The organism is Pseudomonas sp. Z1-14, from assembly GCF_051132005.1.
In the GTDB taxonomy this organism is placed as follows: Bacteria; Pseudomonadota; Gammaproteobacteria; order Pseudomonadales; family Pseudomonadaceae; genus Aquipseudomonas.
The window spans coordinates 1,527,002-1,545,617 of sequence record NZ_CP071646.1 but is presented as its reverse complement, the minus strand read 5'-3'; the positions used below and the strand labels follow the sequence as shown (position 1 = coordinate 1,545,617).

Sequence of the window (18,616 nt, the reverse complement as noted above, 5' to 3'; positions counted from 1 at the left end):
CCGCCATGAGCCATCCAGATCAGGTTCTCAAGGCCGCCGCCGAGCTGGTGTCGGCCTTTGCCCGTAATGACCGCGAGGCTTACTTCGGCGCTTTCAGCGCTGATGCGAGCTTCGTGTTCTACACCCTCGAACAGCCGCTGCTGTCACGCGAGGCCTACCAGGCCTTGTGGGACCGCTGGCGCGCCGAGGATGGCTTCGAGGTGCTGCGTTGCACCTCGAGCAACGCCTTCGTCAGCCTGCAAGGGGACGTGGCGATTTTCATCCATGACGTGGCCACCGAGCTGCGCATGCAAGGGGAGCTGCACTTTAGCCAGGAGCGCGAAACCATCGTGTTTCGCCAAGAACAACAAGGCCTATGGCTGGCCTGTCATGAACATTTGTCCGCAATGCCGGAAGGGCTGCCACCCCCTTAGCCAAGCAGGCGACGTTCACATCCGATGAACGCGCCTCGATGATCGGAGCAGATCATGAATAACAATAACGATAAAAGCCTTACGCAAATTGAAACCAACGGGGTCGAACAGATCCCCGACCACCAACGAACCGCCGGCCCAGGGGATCTGTTTCGACTGATCTTCGGCGGCGCCAACACCTTTGCCACCGCAGTGCTCGGCAGCTTTCCGGTGCTGTTCGGGCTGTCATTCCAGGCCGGGGTCTGGGCGATCGTGCTGGGGGTACTGGTCGGTTCGATCATCCTCGCGCCGATGGGCCTGTTCGGCCCGCTCAACGGCACCAACAACGCCGTGTCCTCGGGTGCGCATTTTGGCGTCCATGGGCGAATCGTCGGCTCCTTCCTGTCGCTGCTGACCGCCATCGCGTTCTTCTCGCTCTCGGTGTGGAGTTCAGGCGATGCGCTGATCGGCGGCGCCAAGCGACTGGTCGGCGTACCGGAGACCGACCTGAGCCTGGGCCTGGCCTACGGCCTGTTTGCCCTGCTGGTATTGACGGTGTGCATCTACGGCTTTCGTTTCATGCTGTGGGTCAACCGCATCGCCGTATGGGCCGCCAGCCTGTTGTTCCTCTTGGGCATCTTCGCCTTCGCGCCGAGCTTCGACAGCCAGTTCGCCGGCACGGTCAGCCTCGGCCAGCCGGGCTTCTACGCGGCCTTCATCGGCGCGGCGCTGGTGGCCATGAGCAACCCGATTTCCTTCGGCGCGTTTCTCGGCGACTGGTCACGCTACATCCCGCGCAACACGCCCAAGCCACGCATCATGCTGGCGGTCATCGCCGCTCAGTTGGCCACGCTGATCCCGTTCCTGTTCGGCCTCGCCACCGCCACCATCGTCGCGATCAAGGCGCCGGACTACATCGCCGCGAACAACTACGTGGGCGGCCTGCTGGCGGTCTCGCCGGGCTGGTTCTTCCTGCCGGTGTGCCTGATCGCGGTGATCGGCGGCATGTCCACCGGCACCACCTCGCTGTATGGCACCGGGCTGGACATGTCCAGCGTGTTCCCACGACTGCTGTCGCGGGTCAAGGCGACGCTGCTGATCGGCGTGCTGTCGATTGCGTTCATCTTCATCGGGCGCTTCGCCGCGAACCTGGTGCAGAGCGTCTCTACCTTCGCCGTGCTGATCATCACCTGCACCACGCCGTGGATGGTGATCATGATCATCGGCCTGGTGGTGCGCCGCGGCTTCTACTGCCCGGACGACCTGCAAGTGTTCACCCGTGGCGAAACCGGCGGGCGCTACTGGTTCAGCCATGGCTGGAACTGGCGCGGCCTGGGGGCGTGGATTCCCAGCGCACTGGTGGGGCTGTGCTTCGTCAACCTGCCGGGGCAATTCGTCGGGCCGTTGGGAGAGCTGGCCGGTGGCATCGACGTCAGCCTGCCGGTGACCCTGGGGCTGGCTTCGGTGGTGTACCTGCTGTTGCTCGGGCTGTTTCCGGAACCGGCGGCGGTGTATGGGCCGCAGGATCCGCGAAGCGCTGATCCGCTCAACCCGTCAGAACTGCGACAGGCCGCCTGACTGACCAATTCCCGTGGCGAGGGAGCTTGCTCCCGCTGGGTTGCGCAGCGACCCCAAGGTTCCTGACTTTGAAAAGCGGCGACTGCTGCGCAGTCGAGCGGGAGCAAGCTCCCACGCCACGAAAGCCCGTTCGCACCGAGGCTGCGGTGTCAGCGCCAGCAGCCTCGCCCCCATAAAAAAGACAACCGGAGACACGCCATCATGGCCTTGGATTTAATCGTCGTTCTCATCTACGCCACCGGCATGATCGCCCTGGGCTGGTACGGCATGCGCCGCGCCAAGACCCGTGACGACTACCTCGTCGCCGGGCGCAACCTCGGTCCGGGCTTTTACCTGGGCACCATGGCCGCCACTGTGCTGGGCGGCGCGTCGACTATCGGCACCGTGCGTCTGGGTTACGTCCACGGCATTTCCGGGTTCTGGCTATGCGGCGCCATCGGCCTGGGCATCGTCGGGCTGAGCCTGTTCCTCGCCAAGCCGTTGCTCAAGCTGAAGATCTACACCGTAACCCAGGTGCTGGAGCGTCGCTACAACCCGGCCGCGCGCCATGCCAGCGCGGTGATCATGCTGGTCTATGCGCTGATGATCGGCGCCACCTCGACCATCGCCATCGGCACGGTCATGCAGGTGCTGTTCGGCCTGCCCTTCTGGGTTTCGATTCTGGTGGGCGGCGGCGTGGTGGTGTTGTATTCCACCATCGGTGGCATGTGGTCGCTGACCCTGACCGACATCGTCCAGTTCCTGATCATGACCATCGGCCTGGTGTTTCTGCTGATGCCAATGTCCATCAGTGACGCTGGTGGCTGGGACGCGATGGTGGCGGCCTTGCCGGCGCGTTATTTCGATTTCACCGCCATCGGCTGGGACACCATCCTCACGTATTTCCTGATCTACTTCTTCGGCATCTTTATCGGCCAGGACATCTGGCAACGGGTGTTCACCGCCCGTAGCGAAGGCGTGGCGAAAGTCGCCGGCACCGCGGCCGGCCTGTATTGCGTGCTCTACGGCCTGGCCGGTGCGCTGATCGGCATGGCCGCCAAAGTCTTGCTGCCGGACCTGGAAAACGTCAACAACGCCTTCGCCAGTGTGGTGCAAACCAGCCTGCCCAACGGCATTCGCGGCCTGGTGATCGCAGCCGCGTTGGCGGCATTGATGTCCACCGCCGCAGCAGGCCTGCTCGCGGCATCCACCACGGTGGTCCAGGACTTGCTGCCCCGCTTGCGCCAGGGCCGTGAAAGCGGCGACGGCGACGTTCACGAAAACCGTATCGCGACCCTGCTGCTGGGCGCGGTGGTATTGGCTATCGCCTTGGTCGTCAGCGACGTGATCAGCGCCCTGACACTGGCCTACAACCTGCTGGTCGGCGGCATGCTGATCCCGTTGATCGGGGCGATCTACTGGAAACGCGCAACCACCGCCGGCGCGATCACCAGCATGTCGCTGGGCTTCGTCACCGCGCTGTTCTTCATGTTCAAGGATGGACTGGATGCGAACACGCCGATCTACTACAGCCTGAGCGTGGCGTTGGTGAGCTTCGTGGTGGTGAGCCTGCTATCGCCACGGTCGGAAGTGGTGGCCAAGGCGGTTTGATCAGGTAGCGGAGAGTTTTCTTCGAGGGGTATGGCGTCGGTGGCCATGCCCCTTTTTTGCCAAATCGATCCCCGTGGCGAGGGAGCTTGCTCCCGCTGGGCTGCGCAGCAGCCCCAAGATGCATCTATCACCACGGTGTGTCAGACGTGACGCCGGGGCCCGCTGCGCAGGCCAGCGGGAGCAAGCTCCCTCGCCACAGGAGGGCTCATGACACAAATAAAAAAGATCGCAGTCTCGGGCCGTTTCAATTGAAACGGCCCGAGACTGCGATCTCTCCAAAAAAGTGGGTTTACCGGCGGCGCGGCTGGCGGCGGCGTTGCTCGTCGTCGGTGCGGATCGGAATCGGCTGCATGGGCGGTTCGATCAGGCCGAGCGCGACACCCAAGTCGTGAAGCCAGTTCTGGATTTTCTCTTTCATCGTGGTGCCCCCTCAGGGTGGTGCGAGCGGCAGATTTCTGTGGCCCCTTCGCACTGATAATAGTCCGAAGTCCTACGCAATGCTCGTTACAGATTGCAATGATCTGTTACTGAATTGATCCAAATCCCACGCGGGGAGTTCAAGCCGATTGCGCCGTGATCATTGGCGCCCGCGGCCACGCTTGTTGCTGCAACTCGATCCAGGCGTTCAGGTTGGCGCCGACCATGCCTTTGCGCCACATCAACCAGGTCGTCGCGCTGGCAAACGGCTCGGCCAACGCATGCACATTTACCCGTTCCCGCCCCGGCAGGCTGGCGAGCATCGACTCGGACATCAGCGCCACTCCGGAGCCGGCAATCACACAGGCCAGCATCCCCTGGTACGACTCGATTTCCATCGCCCGGCCCATGGTCGCATGATCATGGGCGAACCAGGCTTCCAAGCGCATCCGGTAGGAACAGCCACGCCGGAAGGTGAACACTGCACGGCCTTGCACGTCCAGCGCGCTGCGCACCGGTGGATGGTCGGCCTCGGTGATGAGCACCAGTCGCTCGTCGCACAACGGCACGCCATCCAGCCCGGCCAACTCCAGCGGACCGTCCACCAGCGCCGCATCGAGGCGATTGGTGAGCAGACCTTCAAGCAATTCTCCACTCGGCCCCGATTGCACTTGCAGGTTCACCGCCGGGTAGGCCCGGTGGTAAGCCGCCAGCAAGTCCGGCAGATGGGTCGCCGCCGTGCTGTACATCGTGCCCAACACAAAATCCCCGGCCGGCTGGCCGCCCTGCACCGCCGCATGGGCTTCGTCATGCAGGGCGAACAGCTTGGTCGCGTAGTCCAACAGGACTTTTCCCGCAGGCGACAATTGCAAACGCTGACGCTCGCGCAGGAAAAGGTCCACGCCAAGCTGCTCTTCGAGCTGCTTGAGCCGGGTCGAGAGGTTCGAGGGCACCCGGTGCAAGCGCTCGGCCGCCCGGGTGATGGAACCTTCCTCGGCCACGGCCTGGAAAATCCGTAACTGGCTGAACTCCACGACATTCTCCAAAAAAGAACAAGTTACTCACTATTATTCATTTTTAATGAAAGTCAATCGGTTCTAGCCTGACGGTCAATCACCTCGACGCCGGAGATCGACCATGTCGCCCTTGATTCGCCTGCTCGCCAGCTTCATTGCCTTGATGATGGCCATGGGCATCGGCCGCTTCGCCCTTACACCGCAGTTACCTCATTTGATCGGCGAAGGTCAGGTCGACTTGACCGCCGCCGGTCTGATTGCCGCCGCCAACTATCTGGGTTACTTCCTCGGCGCGCTGGACGCCATGTTCGCCCGTCGCGCCGAACAGGTGCAGCGACGGCTGTTGGGCGGCCTGTGGTTATGCGTGCTGCTGACGCTGGCGTCGTTCTGGGCCTGGGGCTTCTGGCCGCACCTGGCGCTGCGCTTTGGCACCGGCGTGGCGAGCGCCTGGGTGATGGTGATGATCACCGCGTTGAGCCAACCCCTGGCGGCGGCAGCGGGACGGCCTCGGCTGGGCGCGTTGGTCTTTGCCGGGCCGGGCATGGGGATTTTTCTTACGGGCTTGCTGGCCCTTGGCTCGAACCTGTTGGGCCAGACATCCGCCACCTTGTGGCTGGTGTATGCCGGCGCGGCACTGCTGATGCTGCTGGTCATCCTGCCGGCCCTGCCGAAACCCGCGCCGGCGGCCACCCTCGCAGCGCCAGTCGTCGCTTCCGGCAGCAGCGGCATCGCCCGTCTTTGCGTGGTCTACGCCTTGTATGGCGTGGGCTACATTATTCCAGCGACGTTTCTGTCGCAGATGGCTTCGGCGCAATTTCACGGGCAATGGCAGGCCGACCTGTTCTGGCCCTGCTTCGGCCTGGCCGCCGCCACCGGTGTGCTGCTGGTGAGCCTGCGCCGGCCAAACCCGAACACCACCAGTCGCTGGCTGATGGCGACGTTGTGGCTGCAAGCCGCTGGCGTGTTTGCCTGCCTGCTGGGCAGCGGCTCGGGTCTGGCCCTGGGCGTTTTTCTCTGTGGCGCGCCGTTTCTCGCCTGCATGCAACTGATGGTGATGCGTGCCCGGGAACTGGCGCCCCACGCGACTCAGCGCAACATCGGCCTGCTGACCGCGTGTTTTGCCATTGGCCAACTCAGCGGCCCCCTGCTGGCGGCGCTGAGCAGCCATTTCAGTGGCGACCTGCAACCGGCACTGATCGTCGCCGGCAGCGGACTGCTGTTGGCCGGCGGACTGTTGCTGCGGCCCGCCAGACGTGGCGCGACGAGCCCCTGCGCGCAGACCGCCCTGCGCTGATCAGGCCTGGCCAGCCGGGTTGAGCGAGGTATTCAGTTGTAGGGCTGGCTCACGCCGCGCCAAGGCGAAATACAGCACCCCGCCGAGGAAACACCCGGTGAACCAGGCAAAGTTGGCCATCGGTTGCAGCAGCGGTGTGAAGGTGATTGCTACGCCCATCAGCGTCGCCGGAATCAACGCCTTGACCGCCGTCCAGTTGATGCCGCCGCTGTAGTAATAACGCCCGCTCGGCCCATCATTGAACAGCGCGTCGACGTCGATCTGCTGCTTTTTGATCAGGTAGTAATCCACCAGCAAGATGCCGAACAACGGGCCGATAAACGCCGCCAAAACGTCCAGGGTGTAGTGGATTACTTCAGGGTTGTTGAACAGGTTCCACGGCGTGATGAAAATCGAGGCCACCGCCGCGATCATGCCGCCGGCGCGCCAACTGATCTTGCTCGGTGCCACGTTGGCGAAGTCGAAGGCCGGGGACACGAAGTTGGCGACAATATTGATGCCGATGGTCGCGGTCACGAAGGCAAAAGCCCCCAGCAACACCGCTACGTCGTTGTCAATGCGCGCCACGGTGGCGATCGGGTCATGGAGCATTTCGCCGAACACTGGCAACGTCCCGGACACAATCACCACGGTGACCAGCGAGAAGGCCAGGAAATTTACCGGCAGCCCCCAGAAATTGCCCCGACGCACGTCAGACATGCTCCGGCAGTACCGGCTGAAATCACCGAAATTCAGGGTCGGGCCGGAAAAATACGAGACCACCAGGGCTGTTGCCACGATCACTTGGCCGAACGCCTGCCAGCCAGACAGGGATTTCTCGGCCAGGGTAAAGCTGATGTTGCTCCAACCGGCCTTCCAGACGATCCAGCCGGCCAACAGGAACATCACCGCATACACCACCGGCCCGGCCCAGTCGATAAAACGCCGGATCGACTCCATGCCCGTCCAGAACACCAGCGCCTGGACAAACCACAACCCGAGGAAACCGAACCAGCCCAGGTAGGACAAACCGGCAAAATGCGGCGTTGCGTAGGCTTCCATCGAAGGAAAGAACCGCAGCACCACAATGATCAGTGCGCTGGACGCCAGATACGTCTGGATGCCATACCAGGCCACGGCGATCAAGCCGCGGATCACGGCCGGAATATTCGCCCCAAACACGCCGAACGCCAGCCGGCATATCACCGGATAAGGCACCGCCGCCTGTTGGCTCGGCTTGGCGACCAGGTTGGCGATCAACTGCACAATGCAAATCCCGCCGAGCAGCGCGATGAGCACCTGCCAACTCGCCAGGCCCAGAGCGAACAAGCTGGCGGCAAACACATAGCCGCCGACGCTGTGCACGTCGCTCATCCAGAACGCAAAGATGTTGTACCAATTCCATTTCTGCGGCAGCGGCCCCAGGTCTTCGTTATAGAGACGGGGGCTGTAGCCGTTGGGCAATTGCTCGGACATTGCGGGGCTCCTTTTGAGTACCGCCGTGCCCCCGAATTGATTGTCCACCACACTGCGCACGGGAGCCGGCATGGTTTGTATACGGGTTGCTACGCAGAATGCGTGCCACAGGTGCAAGATCCGCGACAAACCGCGGTTTGCAGAGCAAGGGAAGGCCGAGCGAGCACAGGCATGCGCCCACGAACGGGGCGCGGGTGCATGCTTAGGGTGCAGATTTTTGTATACAGGGGAAATCACCGTGGCGAGGGAGCTTGCTCCCGCTGGGCTGCGAAGCGGCCCCAAACAATGTCCTTATCGCCACGGTAGGTCAGGAAGGACGCCGGGGCCCGCTGCGCGGGCCAGCGGGAGCAAGCTCCCTCGCCACGAGATAAAAAGCCCACGAGCCCACGAGATCAAGAGCCCAGAAGCCCACAGGTCACAAGCCCAGTAGTGCGATCAGGCCAACTCAATACGATCCGCATGAATGACAATCTGCCCGTTCTTGTACAGCGCACCAATGGCCTTCTTGAAGTTGCCCTTGCTCACGCCGAACAGGCTGCTGATCAGCGCCGGGTCGCTCTTGTCGCTGACCGGCAGCGTGCCGTTGTTGTCGCGCAACTTGGCGAGGATCTTCGCATTGAGGCTGGTCGCCGCTTCCTGGCCCACTGGCTGCAAGCTCAGGCTGATCTTGCCGTCCGGGCGGATTTCCTTGATGAACCCCTTCTCCTGCATGCCGGCGCGCATGAACTTGAAGATTTCGTTCTTGTGGATCAAGCCCCAATGCTTGTTGTTGATGATTGCCTTGAAGCCCATGTCAGTGGCTTCGGCAACCAGCAGATCGACTTCCTGCCCAGGCGTATAGTTGGCCGGAGTCTTGTCCAGATAACGGTCCAGGCGCGCCGTTGCGGTGATGCGGCGGGTGTGTTTGTCGAGGTAGACGTGCACCACGCAGTATTCGCCGGCGGTCATCTGGCGTTTTTCTTCGGAGTACGGCAGCAGCAGATCCTTGGGCAGGCCCCAATCCAGGAACACGCCGATGCTGTTGACCTCAACCACTTTCAGGCTGGCGAACTCGCCCACCTGGACTTTCGGTTTTTCCGTGGTAGCGATCAGTTTGTCGTCGCTGTCGAGATAAATGAAAACATTGAGCCAGTCTTCATCTTCACTCGGAATATCCTTGGGGATATATCGGTTGGGCAGCAGGATTTCGCCGTCCGCACCGCCGTCCAGATATAAACCGAAGTTGGTGTGCTTAACCACTTGCAAACTGTTGTAACGCCCGACTAAAGCCATTTCCAGATACCCTCATTACGTGGGCGGCATTCTACCCGGTTTTGCCGCGTGATTCGTGGTCGCCGGTGCAGCCATTGATTTTCCTGGGTTTTCACTGAGGGAGCGGCCATTCGTCAGACGCCGGCTAGGGCGAATCGCCCCATTTCGAGCCCGAACCACGTCAAAGGTTGTTATTTAAAACAGTGGCTTAGGGCGATAAACGTACATAAATCGGTAATATTTCCGGCCTCGCTGCGCTATATTCCGGAGGGATATTTACCAAGCAATTGTCAAGTATTTCCTGTACGATGCCTGGCCCAATTAATTATCCATAGGTTAATGGCCGTCATGCGCGTAAAAGCATCCAACAGCAAAGCAAAGCCAGCTCCAGCCGTTGAAACCAGCGAGTCGATCAACGACCAGATCGCTGCGTTCCTCAAGTCCGGCGGTGAAATCCAGCAGATTGCCAAAGGTGTCAGCGGCCAGACCTTCGGTCCGTCCAAGCAGATCAGCCTGGGCAAGAAGTAATCCCCGTTTCACCTGGTCCCAAAGCGCTTTGAATCTCGAAGCGCTTGGACTGGAACCTCCCCCGCTTGATCCCCTTCACGCATAAATCGACGAACGGCCATCGCTGCCGGGTATTCGCCGGTATGCTTGCACCTCTCTAGCTCAAGCGTTTCAGCTTGGTTACGATTCCCTGCTCCTCGCTATTCATGGAGTGAAGCATGCGCATTCCTGTTGTCCTGCTGACGTTCAGCCTGCTCGCTTGCCCCGCTTCTTATGGGCAGGTGTTCCAGCGCGAGCTCGGCGACTTCGATCTCAAACTCGGCACCACACCCAGCCGCAGCATGGCCCAAGGCCTGGTCACGCCGTCGAGCACCGGCTCGTTCCACGGTGGCCTGGACCTGAGTCATGACAGCGGTTGGTACGTCGGCCAGTGGTCACCCAGCGCCGGCGTATCCGCCGACCTTGAGATCGATTCCTACATGGGTTTCAAACAGCCCTTCGACCAGACCCTGGGCTACGAAGTCGGCTTGATCCACTACAGCTACCCTACCGTCGATACTCTCGACAGCCAGGAATTCTACGGCGGCCTGACCCTGCTCGGCAGCCGCTTCGGCGCCGCCTTGAGCAACGATCCGGACAAACAGAACAGCACCCTGTTCGCCGACCTGGGCGGCAACGTGCCGTTCGGCATTGGCATCAGCGCCAAATACACCACCCACCAGCTCAACTCGCCGGTTTCCGTGGATAACGGCTACGTAAGCAGCTTCAGTGACTGGTCGTTGAAAATCTCCCGCCCATGGAAAGGCATCGACCTGGACCTGATCTACAGCGACTCAAGCCTCAGCGGCAGCAGTTGCTCCGCCTACTCCGGCCACAACAGCGAATGCGACAGCTTGCTGACCCTCAAGATGGCCCATCCTTTTTACTAAGCGTTACTTATTAATCGGCTGAACTGCCGCGCGCCTGCCATGCTCAAACAAAGCACCTCCGCCTTCGCAAGGACTCGCTCATGTCGCGCTGGTTAACACGCACCGCCATGTTCATCGCCCTGCTGCTGACACTCACCGCTTGCAGCCGCGTCGGCCTGGCCTACCGCAACCTCGACTTGATCATCCCCTGGACGCTCAACGATTACCTGGAGATCAACGGCGAGCAGAAAGACTGGTTCAACGACCGCCTCAAGGAGCACCTGAGCTGGCATTGCACCACGCAGTTGCCCGGCTACCTGGATTGGCTCGATCGCCTCAAAACCATGGTGCAGACCGACCAGGTGACCGACGAAGCCCTGCAGCAACGCACCCGCGAAGCCAAGGCCGCCATCGCCGAAACCGCCCGGGAAATCACCCCATCGGCCACCGAACTGTTACAAGGCTTGAGCGATGACCAAGTGGCCGACATGGACTCCGCATTCATCAAGGATCAACGCAAACGCCAGCGGGACTACCTCAAGCCGACCTTGCAACAACAGATCAAGGAACGCGCCGAGCGCATGGAAAAACGCCTGAACGACTGGATCGGCCTGCTCAACGACGCCCAGCGCCAACGCGTACAAGCCTGGTCGACCGCGCTTGGCGATCAGAACCAGCAATGGATCGCCAACCGCGCCCACTGGCAGAACCAGTTCAGCGAAGCCGTCGCCCAGCGCCACAGCCCCGACTTCCCGAAACGCATCGAGCAACTACTGGTGAACCGGGAAAGTCTGTGGACGCCCGCCTACCGCGAGGCCTACAACAAAACCGAAGCCCAGGCCCGCAGTCTGTTGGTGGACCTGATGGCACAGAGCACCCCGACGCAGCGTGAACAGCTGTTGAAGAAGATTGACGGGGTGAAGAAGGATTTCAGCGATCTGAAGTGCCTGAAAGCAGCACAGCCCTGAAGCCCACCACACATCCCATGTGGGAGCGAGCCTGCTCGCGAAAGCAATCTGACAGACAACTTGTCTTTGACTGTCAGGCCCCTTTCGCGAGCAGGCTCGCTCCCACAGGAGAATGGGTGAATCCCATCAGGCAATCTCCGCCTTCGAAGCCAGATCATCAAAAGTAAACTCATCCAGCGCATCTTCCTGCTCATCCAGCACCTGGCGCGGATGATCATTACCCGGAATGCTGCTGTCGATCAGGCTCAACAACCGCGAGCCACGTGGCGTCAGCACAAAATTCTCGCCATTGCCGCCCTCTTCCTCCGGCCGCGGCTCGATGTACCCCCGCTCCAGCAGCAGTTTTTCATACTCCCCGGCAACCGCTTTCAGATCATCGAGGTTCTCGATGTCCTCGCCCAGAGCCGCCTTTTCCGCCGCGTACTGCTCCGCATAGGGCCGAGGGGTAAAACTGTGGCCGGCGCCGTTTTGCACTTCGTGCAGCAACCGTTCGATCAAGTCCCAGTTGTAAGTCGTCATCCTGGTCCATCCTCTAGAGAGTGAGATGCCTACTCAGTTTGTGACCGAGGCGGTGCGGCGCCGTTCAGCCGGGTTTACCGGCGGCGTCTTTCCCACGCCGACCAACGGATTGTCGAATCCGCCGGCCGCCAGACGACTAGCCGTTGCAATCGTCGATCAATGAGTCTCTGAGGAGAAGCCCCATGAACATCGAGCACCATCAGGTCGTCTCGCGGGAAGCCTGGCTCGCCGCCCGCCGCGAACACCTCGCCCACGAGAAAGCGTTCACCCGCGAACGGGACAAACTCAGCGCCGAACGCCGCGCGCTGCCCTGGGTAAAAGTCGAAAAATCCTACCGCTTCCAAGGCCCTCACGGCGAACTGAGCCTGGCCGACCTGTTCGGCGGCCGCAGCCAACTGATCATCTACCACTTCATGTTCGGCCCCGGCTGGACCGAGGGCTGTCAGGGTTGCTCGTTCCTGTCCGACCACATCGACGGCGCCAACCAACACCTGGCCCACCACGACGTCGCCGTCGTGGCCGTCTCCCACGCCCCGTTCGCCGAATTCCAGCCGTTCAAACGGCGCATGGGCTGGGCCTTCGACTGGGTCTCATCGGCAGGCTGCGACTTCAACCACGATTTCGGCGTCAGCTTCAACTCACAAGACAGCGCCGCCGGAACAGCCACCTACAACTACGAAAAAACCGACAGCGCCGAAAGCGAACTCCCAGGCCTGAGCGTCTTCTATCGCAACGAAGCCGGCGACATATTCCACACCTACTCCACCTACGCCCGCGGCCTCGACATCCTGGTCGGTACCTACAACTACCTCGACCTCACGCCAAAGGGCCGCAACGAAGACGAAATCATGGACTGGGTGCGCCATCACGATAAATACCAGGAAGCCAAGCCCCACGGCTGCTGCCATGGCTGAAGCGCCAACCACCCCAGTCGAGCGCGATCCCGTGGCGAGGGAGCTTGCTCCCGCTCGACTGCGCAGCAGTCGCCTGCTTTAAGCCGAAAAATGCCAAGCGAAACGCCCTACATGAAGCTCGGAAAATGGTGTCTTGTGGCGATGGAGAAGGTCGGCCTATAGTCCTTCGTCGCCCAAAATAGCGACCGGGTTTGGTGACCCGAATCAACAGAGAGACTCATCAACCTCCGAGGCTCTTGCTATGACCAGATACATGCCCATCACCGGCGTCGACTGCACACCCGCCACCCTGCTCATCGACACCGAAGCCCCACTCGACGTTCTCTTTGAAACTGCCGACTATCGCATCCGCTGCGTAACCCAAGTCCTGGAAAATATCGCGTTCCGCTCAGAAATCAGCTCCGATACCGTCGTGCTATCCGACTTTTGCAAGCTGTTGACGATTTCTCTGCGCGATGGATGTGACGTGATGGATGTGATCGGAATACGGTTGCGGGCGCAGGCTGCCGGGTAACGAAAACGGGCGACCTTCGGGGTCGCCCGTTTCACATTATGGGCTCACGCTTGCTGCTAAATATGCAGCCTTGCTTTTTCTGTATTTTATAGACTACATTTTATGAAGAAGATCGAATCCAGCAAATTCCGATCCTGGCTGAAAAAGCTTAAGGATGACACCGGTAGAGCTCGTATCACCTCACGGATCAATCGACTGATAGAGGGTTTACCCGGCGATGTCGCTCCAGTCGGCCATGGTATCAGTGAGCTACGAATTCACTATGGGCCTGGCTACAGGGTGTATTTCTACCGGCAGGGCGACATGCTGGTGATTCTGCTCTGCGGGGGTGACAAGGGCAGTCAGAGCCGCGACATTGAAACCGCCCACCAGATAATGCAGGCGTGGAGAGCACAAAATGACTGAGATTTTTACCGAATTCGACCCAGCAGAATACCTCTGCACTCCCGAGGCCATCGCGGAGTTCATAAGCGATGCCTTGGAAACCGGCGATGCAAGTTATATCGCCAAAGCGATGGGAGTCGTCGCACGAGCCAAGGGGATGACCGAGTTGGCCAGGGAAACGGGCCTGTCGCGCGAACAGCTATACCGCTCCTTTAGCGAACATGGTAATCCCACTCTGAAAACAATGCTGGCGGTCATGAAGGCACTTGGCGTCGACATGACGGCTCGGCCACACACGCATACGGGGTCGTGAAAAAAAAGGAAAAAAGGGGACAGATTTATTTTCCGATCAGCTTTGCCCCTACACAATCAACCAGGGCCTGATCACTCCGCTTCATCACACTGCAAAGCAGATCGAGATGTGGAGCGCTCCGCTAGTCACGAGAAAAATAAAATCTGCCCTCTTTTTCCTTTTTTTTATTACTCGAATTCTTTATTCTGCAATTCAGCTTTTAGAAAAAGCTGAGCACGTTCAGATAGCTCACTCCACTGATACATGTTTAGAACTACATTTCTCTTACTCGAATAAAAGTTAAATTCAATAACCCCCTTCTCAGATATTCCAATATCCATAAACGGCTCACTCCCACCCTTAAAATACACACACAAATATGGAAAAAAATATTTATATCACCTACCTTCTCAAACTCTAGCTGCTTATCATTGCACTCCACGAAAGCCGATATTTTCGCAGAAGGTGGCCAAAAAAAAGGACCACCAAAAAAGCAAAACTGCGTTAAATAAATCCGTCCTCTTTTCTCCGGTCCCCTTTTCTCCGACAGTCCCCTTTGCACCATTTTATTCGTGCTCTCGCCTAGAGTATAAAAATCCACTAATCGGATCTAAATCTCGCTTAGCACCCTCCGCATGCACGCACTGGATATCAATTTTTTTGATCGCCTGCTCTTTCCCTCCCAGCGCATCTAAATTTGTAGCTACAACCTCTAGGCTCTCCAAATCAAAGTCTGTTGGCTGACGATCAAGATAGTATCGAATTAACACAGAACCACTATTATGATATCCGACGGCGATGGCTCTAATATTAGGGTATATCTCGCCAAGTAGCGCAACGCGGAAGCACGCCACGAGCCAATCCGGCAATTTTTTCGCGAATAGCATCTCAGTTCCTCGCTGGAACAATATGGGCACCATTTTTCCCATAGTGGGAAAAAAGGGGACAGATTTATTTTCCGTTCTTCCCCCTTGGCCGCCCCTGACCTCGTTGTTCTACCCGAATACCAACAATTCGCTCTACTTCATCAACGAAGCGCCCTGTCCCGGTCAACTGACCTCGCTGCAATGCATCACGGATCAATCGGACCTGCTCTGTAGGTATGGCCTCATGCACGAAAGCCTTATATCTACGACGCCGATCCACAGTCGTAGCGCCTAGAGCAACGAAGCAGGGATCGACATCCAGCCATCCGCTGTCAGGCCCATCACCCAACCGGCTTCCGTAGCTCGACCATTGGTAATCTGCTACGTCGGCCACCATTTGAGCGCGTACAGGATTCAATTCTATGTAACGACAACAGGCAAGGAGATAAGCATCTGACTGCACGACACTGGATTTGTAACGGCTTTCCCATAGCGTACCGGAGCGCCCTTCCAGCCGATTGCGGTAACGTGTGGCACGTGCCGCTAAAGCCTTCATCATCTGCCCCAACCCAGCGATCGACTCACCCGGGGCCAGCAGCAGATGGACATGATTGGTCATCAAACAATAGGCGTAGACCCTAACTCCAAAAGCATCCTTGAGCTCGCGCAGATCCGCCAGGTAGCGTTGATAATCCTCGGGAGCCGCAAAAACCACCTGACGGTTATGGCCGCGCTGCACGATATGGTGTGGATAATTCGGCAAAACAATACGTCCCATCCTGGGCATATTTGACCTCTCCTCCGTGGAAGCTTTCAGCGTAGCAAAGGTTCAGAAAATAAATCTGTCCCCTTTTCTCCGATGCCCTGATCGCTCAGGCCACGACCAAGGCGAGCAGTGAAGGACGGGAGGTTTTGCAGTAAGCGGAAAAAACAACACCGGCGCAAGGCCGGTGCCAGATCAACTCGAAACTTCTACACATTAAGTGCACCGACTAAAAGCCAAGCGCAACGCAGCACCTACATCAGAAGGGCAACTACCACAGGGGATAATGACATAGTCACTCTCACTTACGCCCTTGCCACTCCAGGCTTCTAGCTTTTCGTGATGGCTAGGGCGAATAGTTATCTGTCCTCTCTTACTTTCGATACTGCATTTTTTCATATCTTTAAATAATGCACGCTTGGTCTTGTAGCCATAGCGTTCCAAAGTGCTGCCAACCCATTGATCATATCGTTGATTGGTCAGGTTGTAGTCGTAGAGTTCCATATCAAAAGTAGCTTCAGGATGAATCCAAACATCCTTTCGCGGCTCGGGAAGCACAAATCGGCTATGAGCCAAGGCGTCAAGCACAGCAAGGCCTAGCTCTTTATCGGCAGCGTCAGGGCTGAAAAAATGCTCCACACCTTGCGGATCTGCTTGGCTACTTCGATAGCCAGAAAAAGTTTTTACGGAAATAAAATCTTTATTAATTTTCGCATCTGCCCAAGCTGTTTTTACGACATCACTCATCTTAATCTACCTTGGTAATTTTCACCGTAACGCCTTTGCTCTGACCGTACTCAATAGCTCTATTAATTTGATCCCACTGAGCACTCGTCGTAGCCTTTGGAACTGCCACTTGCAATTCACGACTAGTAATTTGACTAGAGGATACTGTTATGTCTTTCAAACCGTACTCAGTAAACCCTGCGGCGGTATCAATATTTCCTTTGAGCGACGAATAAACCTGACTTGGATTGGCCATTTTAGCCGCAGTGGTCGTATCAAGTGTTTTTGCACTAGTCGCAACACCGGTCGCTCTATCAAAAAAATCAAACGTTTTGAAGTTTGGCGGTAGTCGAGAGCCAGCTGGCAGTTGCGTCCCAAGGTAATCCTCCCAAGGCATGCTCTGCCCTTGGATACCTTTACCCCACTCACTCCCAGTAGTAGCACGGTCTACCGCCCCGCCAGTTGCTTTGCACCCACCAGCACCGTATCAGCACCACCAGCCGCAGCAAGCCGCCTAGCCAGCAACGCCCTTAATACCGCAGGCGCCCCCGTAGCTGCAAGCGCAGCTTCCAGATCCCAAGTGACGCTTTTGATCCCACCGCCAACGATGGTTGAAACCCTTTGCACCAAATCGTTGAACTCGTCCCTGCTACTGGAAACCCCAGCAATTTCCCTCAAGTAAGCGGTAGCGCTCTCCTCGCCAAATTGCTTCTTCCAAGTTTCAGGGACCTTGCCAGTCTCGGTCCGGGACCACAAAGAATCCGTATTACAAAAAGGGGACAGATGTATTTTCCGTTCTTCCCCCTTGGCCGCCCCTGACCTCGTTGTTCTACCCGAATACCAACAATTCGCTCTACCTCATCAACGAAGCGCCCTGTCCCGGTCAACTGACCTCGCTGCAATGCATCACGGATCAATCGGACCTGCTCTGTAGGTATGGCCTCATGCACGAAAGCCTTATATCTACGACGCCGCTCCACAGTCGTAGCGCCTAGAGCAACGAAGCAGGGATCGACATCCAGCCATCCGCTGTCAGGCCCATCACCCAACCGGCTTCCGTAGCTCGACCATTGGTAATCTGCTACGTCGGCCACCATTTGAGCGCGTACAGGATTCAATTCTATGTAACGACAACAGGCAAGGAGATAAGCATCTGACTGCACGACACTGGATTTGTAACGGCTTTCCCACAGCGTACCGGAGCGCCCTTCCAGCCGGTTGCGGTAACGCGTGGCACGTGCCGCTAAAGCCTTCATCATCTGCCCCAACCCAGCGACCGACTCACCCGGGGCCAGCAGCAGATGGACATGATTGGTCATCAAACAATAGGCATAGACCCTAACTCCAAAAGCATCCTTGAGCTCGCGCAGATCCGCCAGGTAGCGTTGATAATCCTCGGGAGCCGCAAAAACCACCTGACGGTTATGGCCGCGCTGCACGATATGGTGTGGATAATTCGGCAAAACAATACGTCCTATCCTGGGCATATTTGATCTCTCCTCCATGGAAGCTTTCAGCGTAGCAAAGGCTCAGAAAATAAATCTGTCCCCTTTTATCCTTTCGACCGACTCACCCGGCGCCAGCAGCAGATGGACATGATTGGTCATCAAACAATAGGCATAGACCCTAACTCCAAAAGCATCCTTGATGCTCGCACAGATCCGCCAGGTAGCGTTGATAATCCTCGGGAGCCGCAAAAACCACCTGACGGTTTGGCCGCGCTGCACGATATGGTGTGGATAATTCGGCAAAACAATACGTCCCATCCTGGGCATATTTGATCTCTCCTCCATGGAAGCTTTCAGCGTAGCAAAGGCTCAGAAAATCAATCTGTCCCCTTTTTCCCTTGTCCCCTTTTTCCCTTCAGCTTGAGTGCAAGAGGACTACAGGATAGGTATAGGAAGGGTGCAGACAGGGTGCAAAACACCGGCGCAAGGCCGGTGCCAGATCAACTCAGGTCATTTAAAATTGGCTTACTTCAGACCTTACTTACAGAGAAAGTTCCTGACGCACTTTATCGACTATTTTATCAATAATAAACTCAGGCCCGAATATAGTAAGACCTACGAATGTTTCTGACTCAATTTTAACTTTACCACCCATCAACTCAACCTCTGCGACTTCAATTTCTTGAGAGCCTCCAACCGCCCATGACTTATCAAGTCCTACAGCACCAAGCCTGACTAAAACAATGTGTAGGGCGTTACGCAACACCGCATCGTATTCATCACCCAGTACTATTGATGTAAATTCATCACTCAT

The 18,616-nt window shown here is 57.9% G+C and carries 23 protein-coding genes; 11 read left to right on the top strand and 12 right to left on the bottom strand.

The window, feature by feature from the left end:
* Window positions 1-5 precede the first annotated feature (5 nt).
* From J3P89_RS07285 to J3P89_RS07275, 3 genes are all read left to right on the top strand, one after another.
* Window positions 6-413, top strand: coding sequence for a YybH family protein (locus J3P89_RS07285; RefSeq protein ID WP_434697133.1), 408 nt, complete (start codon window positions 6-8; stop codon window positions 411-413).
* A 51-nt stretch (window positions 414-464) separates the two neighbouring features.
* Window positions 465-1,970: a purine-cytosine permease family protein gene (locus J3P89_RS07280; RefSeq protein WP_434697958.1), complete on the top strand. Its 1,506-nt coding sequence runs from the start codon at window positions 465-467 to the stop codon at window positions 1,968-1,970.
* Window positions 1,971-2,171: 201 nt separating this feature from the next.
* Window positions 2,172-3,560: a sodium:solute symporter gene (locus J3P89_RS07275; RefSeq protein ID WP_434697131.1), complete on the top strand. Its 1,389-nt coding sequence runs from the start codon at window positions 2,172-2,174 to the stop codon at window positions 3,558-3,560.
* A 289-nt stretch (window positions 3,561-3,849) separates the two neighbouring features.
* On the opposite strand, the gene J3P89_RS07270 is transcribed toward J3P89_RS07275, so the two are convergent.
* A complete protein-coding gene (locus tag J3P89_RS07270) occupies window positions 3,850-3,978 on the bottom strand; it encodes a PA1414 family protein (RefSeq protein ID WP_256222727.1) in 129 nt (42 codons plus the stop codon).
* 139 nt (window positions 3,979-4,117) lie between these two features.
* Window positions 4,118-5,011: a putrescine utilization regulator PtrR gene (gene ptrR / locus J3P89_RS07265; RefSeq protein WP_434697130.1), complete on the bottom strand. Its 894-nt coding sequence runs from the start codon at window positions 5,009-5,011 to the stop codon at window positions 4,118-4,120.
* Window positions 5,012-5,114: 103 nt separating this feature from the next.
* On the opposite strand from ptrR, the gene J3P89_RS07260 reads away from it, so the two are divergent.
* Window positions 5,115-6,287 (top strand): YbfB/YjiJ family MFS transporter, encoded by a 1,173-nt coding sequence (locus tag J3P89_RS07260; protein ID WP_434697129.1) that lies wholly within the window; start codon window positions 5,115-5,117, stop codon window positions 6,285-6,287.
* Here J3P89_RS07260 and J3P89_RS07255 read toward each other — a convergent pair whose 3' ends face one another.
* Both J3P89_RS07255 and J3P89_RS07250 read right to left on the bottom strand, forming a co-directional pair.
* Window positions 6,288-7,742 carry an NCS1 family nucleobase:cation symporter-1 gene (locus tag J3P89_RS07255; protein ID WP_434572548.1) on the bottom strand — a complete coding sequence of 485 codons (1,455 nt, stop codon included), beginning with the start codon at window positions 7,740-7,742 and terminating at the stop codon, window positions 6,288-6,290.
* A 435-nt stretch (window positions 7,743-8,177) separates the two neighbouring features.
* Window positions 8,178-9,014: a CvfB family protein gene (locus J3P89_RS07250; protein ID WP_434572546.1), complete on the bottom strand. Its 837-nt coding sequence runs from the start codon at window positions 9,012-9,014 to the stop codon at window positions 8,178-8,180.
* A 318-nt stretch (window positions 9,015-9,332) separates the two neighbouring features.
* Between J3P89_RS07250 and J3P89_RS07245 the strand changes: the two genes are divergently transcribed.
* The 3 genes from J3P89_RS07245 to J3P89_RS07235 all read left to right on the top strand — a co-directional run bounded on the left by J3P89_RS07245 (window position 9,333) and on the right by J3P89_RS07235 (window position 11,376).
* On the top strand, window positions 9,333-9,521 hold the full coding sequence (locus J3P89_RS07245; protein ID WP_018607615.1) for a hypothetical protein: 189 nt from the start codon (window positions 9,333-9,335) through the stop codon (window positions 9,519-9,521).
* 197 nt (window positions 9,522-9,718) lie between these two features.
* Window positions 9,719-10,429, top strand: coding sequence for a TorF family putative porin (locus J3P89_RS07240; RefSeq protein ID WP_434572544.1), 711 nt, complete (start codon window positions 9,719-9,721; stop codon window positions 10,427-10,429).
* An 80-nt stretch (window positions 10,430-10,509) separates the two neighbouring features.
* On the top strand, window positions 10,510-11,376 hold the full coding sequence (locus J3P89_RS07235; protein WP_434697127.1) for a DUF6279 family lipoprotein: 867 nt from the start codon (window positions 10,510-10,512) through the stop codon (window positions 11,374-11,376).
* A gap of 126 nt (window positions 11,377-11,502) precedes the next feature.
* Here the strand turns inward: J3P89_RS07235 and J3P89_RS07230 are convergent, their stop codons facing one another.
* Window positions 11,503-11,895, bottom strand: coding sequence for a transcriptional regulator (locus tag J3P89_RS07230; RefSeq protein ID WP_434697126.1), 393 nt, complete (start codon window positions 11,893-11,895; stop codon window positions 11,503-11,505).
* 182 nt (window positions 11,896-12,077) lie between these two features.
* Here J3P89_RS07230 and J3P89_RS07225 point away from each other — a divergent pair, with 182 nt between their 5' ends.
* The 4 genes from J3P89_RS07225 to J3P89_RS07210 all read left to right on the top strand — a co-directional run bounded on the left by J3P89_RS07225 (window position 12,078) and on the right by J3P89_RS07210 (window position 14,020).
* The gene (locus J3P89_RS07225; RefSeq protein ID WP_434697125.1) at window positions 12,078-12,809 is read left to right on the top strand and encodes a DUF899 domain-containing protein; all 732 of its coding nucleotides are present in this window, start codon (window positions 12,078-12,080) and stop codon (window positions 12,807-12,809) included.
* A gap of 241 nt (window positions 12,810-13,050) precedes the next feature.
* Window positions 13,051-13,323, top strand: a complete 273-nt coding sequence (locus J3P89_RS07220; RefSeq protein WP_434697124.1) for a hypothetical protein — start codon at window positions 13,051-13,053, stop codon at window positions 13,321-13,323.
* Between the two features lie 102 nt (window positions 13,324-13,425).
* Window positions 13,426-13,728, top strand: coding sequence for a type II toxin-antitoxin system RelE/ParE family toxin (locus J3P89_RS07215; protein ID WP_434601506.1), 303 nt, complete (start codon window positions 13,426-13,428; stop codon window positions 13,726-13,728).
* Window positions 13,721-14,020: an addiction module antidote protein gene (locus J3P89_RS07210; protein ID WP_434601507.1), complete on the top strand. Its 300-nt coding sequence runs from the start codon at window positions 13,721-13,723 to the stop codon at window positions 14,018-14,020. The genes J3P89_RS07215 and J3P89_RS07210 overlap by 8 nt, the downstream gene beginning before the upstream one ends.
* Window positions 14,021-14,565: 545 nt before the next feature.
* Here the strand turns inward: J3P89_RS07210 and J3P89_RS07205 are convergent.
* The 7 genes from J3P89_RS07205 to J3P89_RS07175 all read right to left on the bottom strand — a co-directional run bounded on the left by J3P89_RS07205 (window position 14,566) and on the right by J3P89_RS07175 (window position 18,616).
* On the bottom strand, window positions 14,566-14,886 hold the full coding sequence (locus J3P89_RS07205) for a colicin (RefSeq protein ID WP_434697122.1): 321 nt from the start codon (window positions 14,884-14,886) through the stop codon (window positions 14,566-14,568).
* A gap of 64 nt (window positions 14,887-14,950) precedes the next feature.
* Window positions 14,951-15,652, bottom strand: coding sequence for a transposase (locus J3P89_RS07200; RefSeq protein WP_434697120.1), 702 nt, complete (start codon window positions 15,650-15,652; stop codon window positions 14,951-14,953).
* Between the two features lie 192 nt (window positions 15,653-15,844).
* Complete coding sequence (locus J3P89_RS07195) at window positions 15,845-16,375, bottom strand: contact-dependent growth inhibition system immunity protein (RefSeq protein ID WP_434697118.1); 531 nt, start codon at window positions 16,373-16,375, stop codon at window positions 15,845-15,847.
* A gap of 1 nt (window position 16,376) precedes the next feature.
* A complete protein-coding gene (locus J3P89_RS07190) occupies window positions 16,377-16,751 on the bottom strand; it encodes a hypothetical protein (RefSeq protein ID WP_434697117.1) in 375 nt (124 codons plus the stop codon).
* Between the two features lie 277 nt (window positions 16,752-17,028).
* Window positions 17,029-17,841 carry a transposase gene (locus tag J3P89_RS07185; protein WP_434697957.1) on the bottom strand — a complete coding sequence of 271 codons (813 nt, stop codon included), beginning with the start codon at window positions 17,839-17,841 and terminating at the stop codon, window positions 17,029-17,031.
* A gap of 42 nt (window positions 17,842-17,883) precedes the next feature.
* The gene (locus tag J3P89_RS07180; RefSeq protein WP_434697956.1) at window positions 17,884-18,120 is read right to left on the bottom strand and encodes a transposase; all 237 of its coding nucleotides are present in this window, start codon (window positions 18,118-18,120) and stop codon (window positions 17,884-17,886) included.
* 223 nt (window positions 18,121-18,343) lie between these two features.
* Window positions 18,344-18,616 carry a hypothetical protein gene (locus J3P89_RS07175; RefSeq protein ID WP_434572520.1) on the bottom strand — a complete coding sequence of 91 codons (273 nt, stop codon included), beginning with the start codon at window positions 18,614-18,616 and terminating at the stop codon, window positions 18,344-18,346.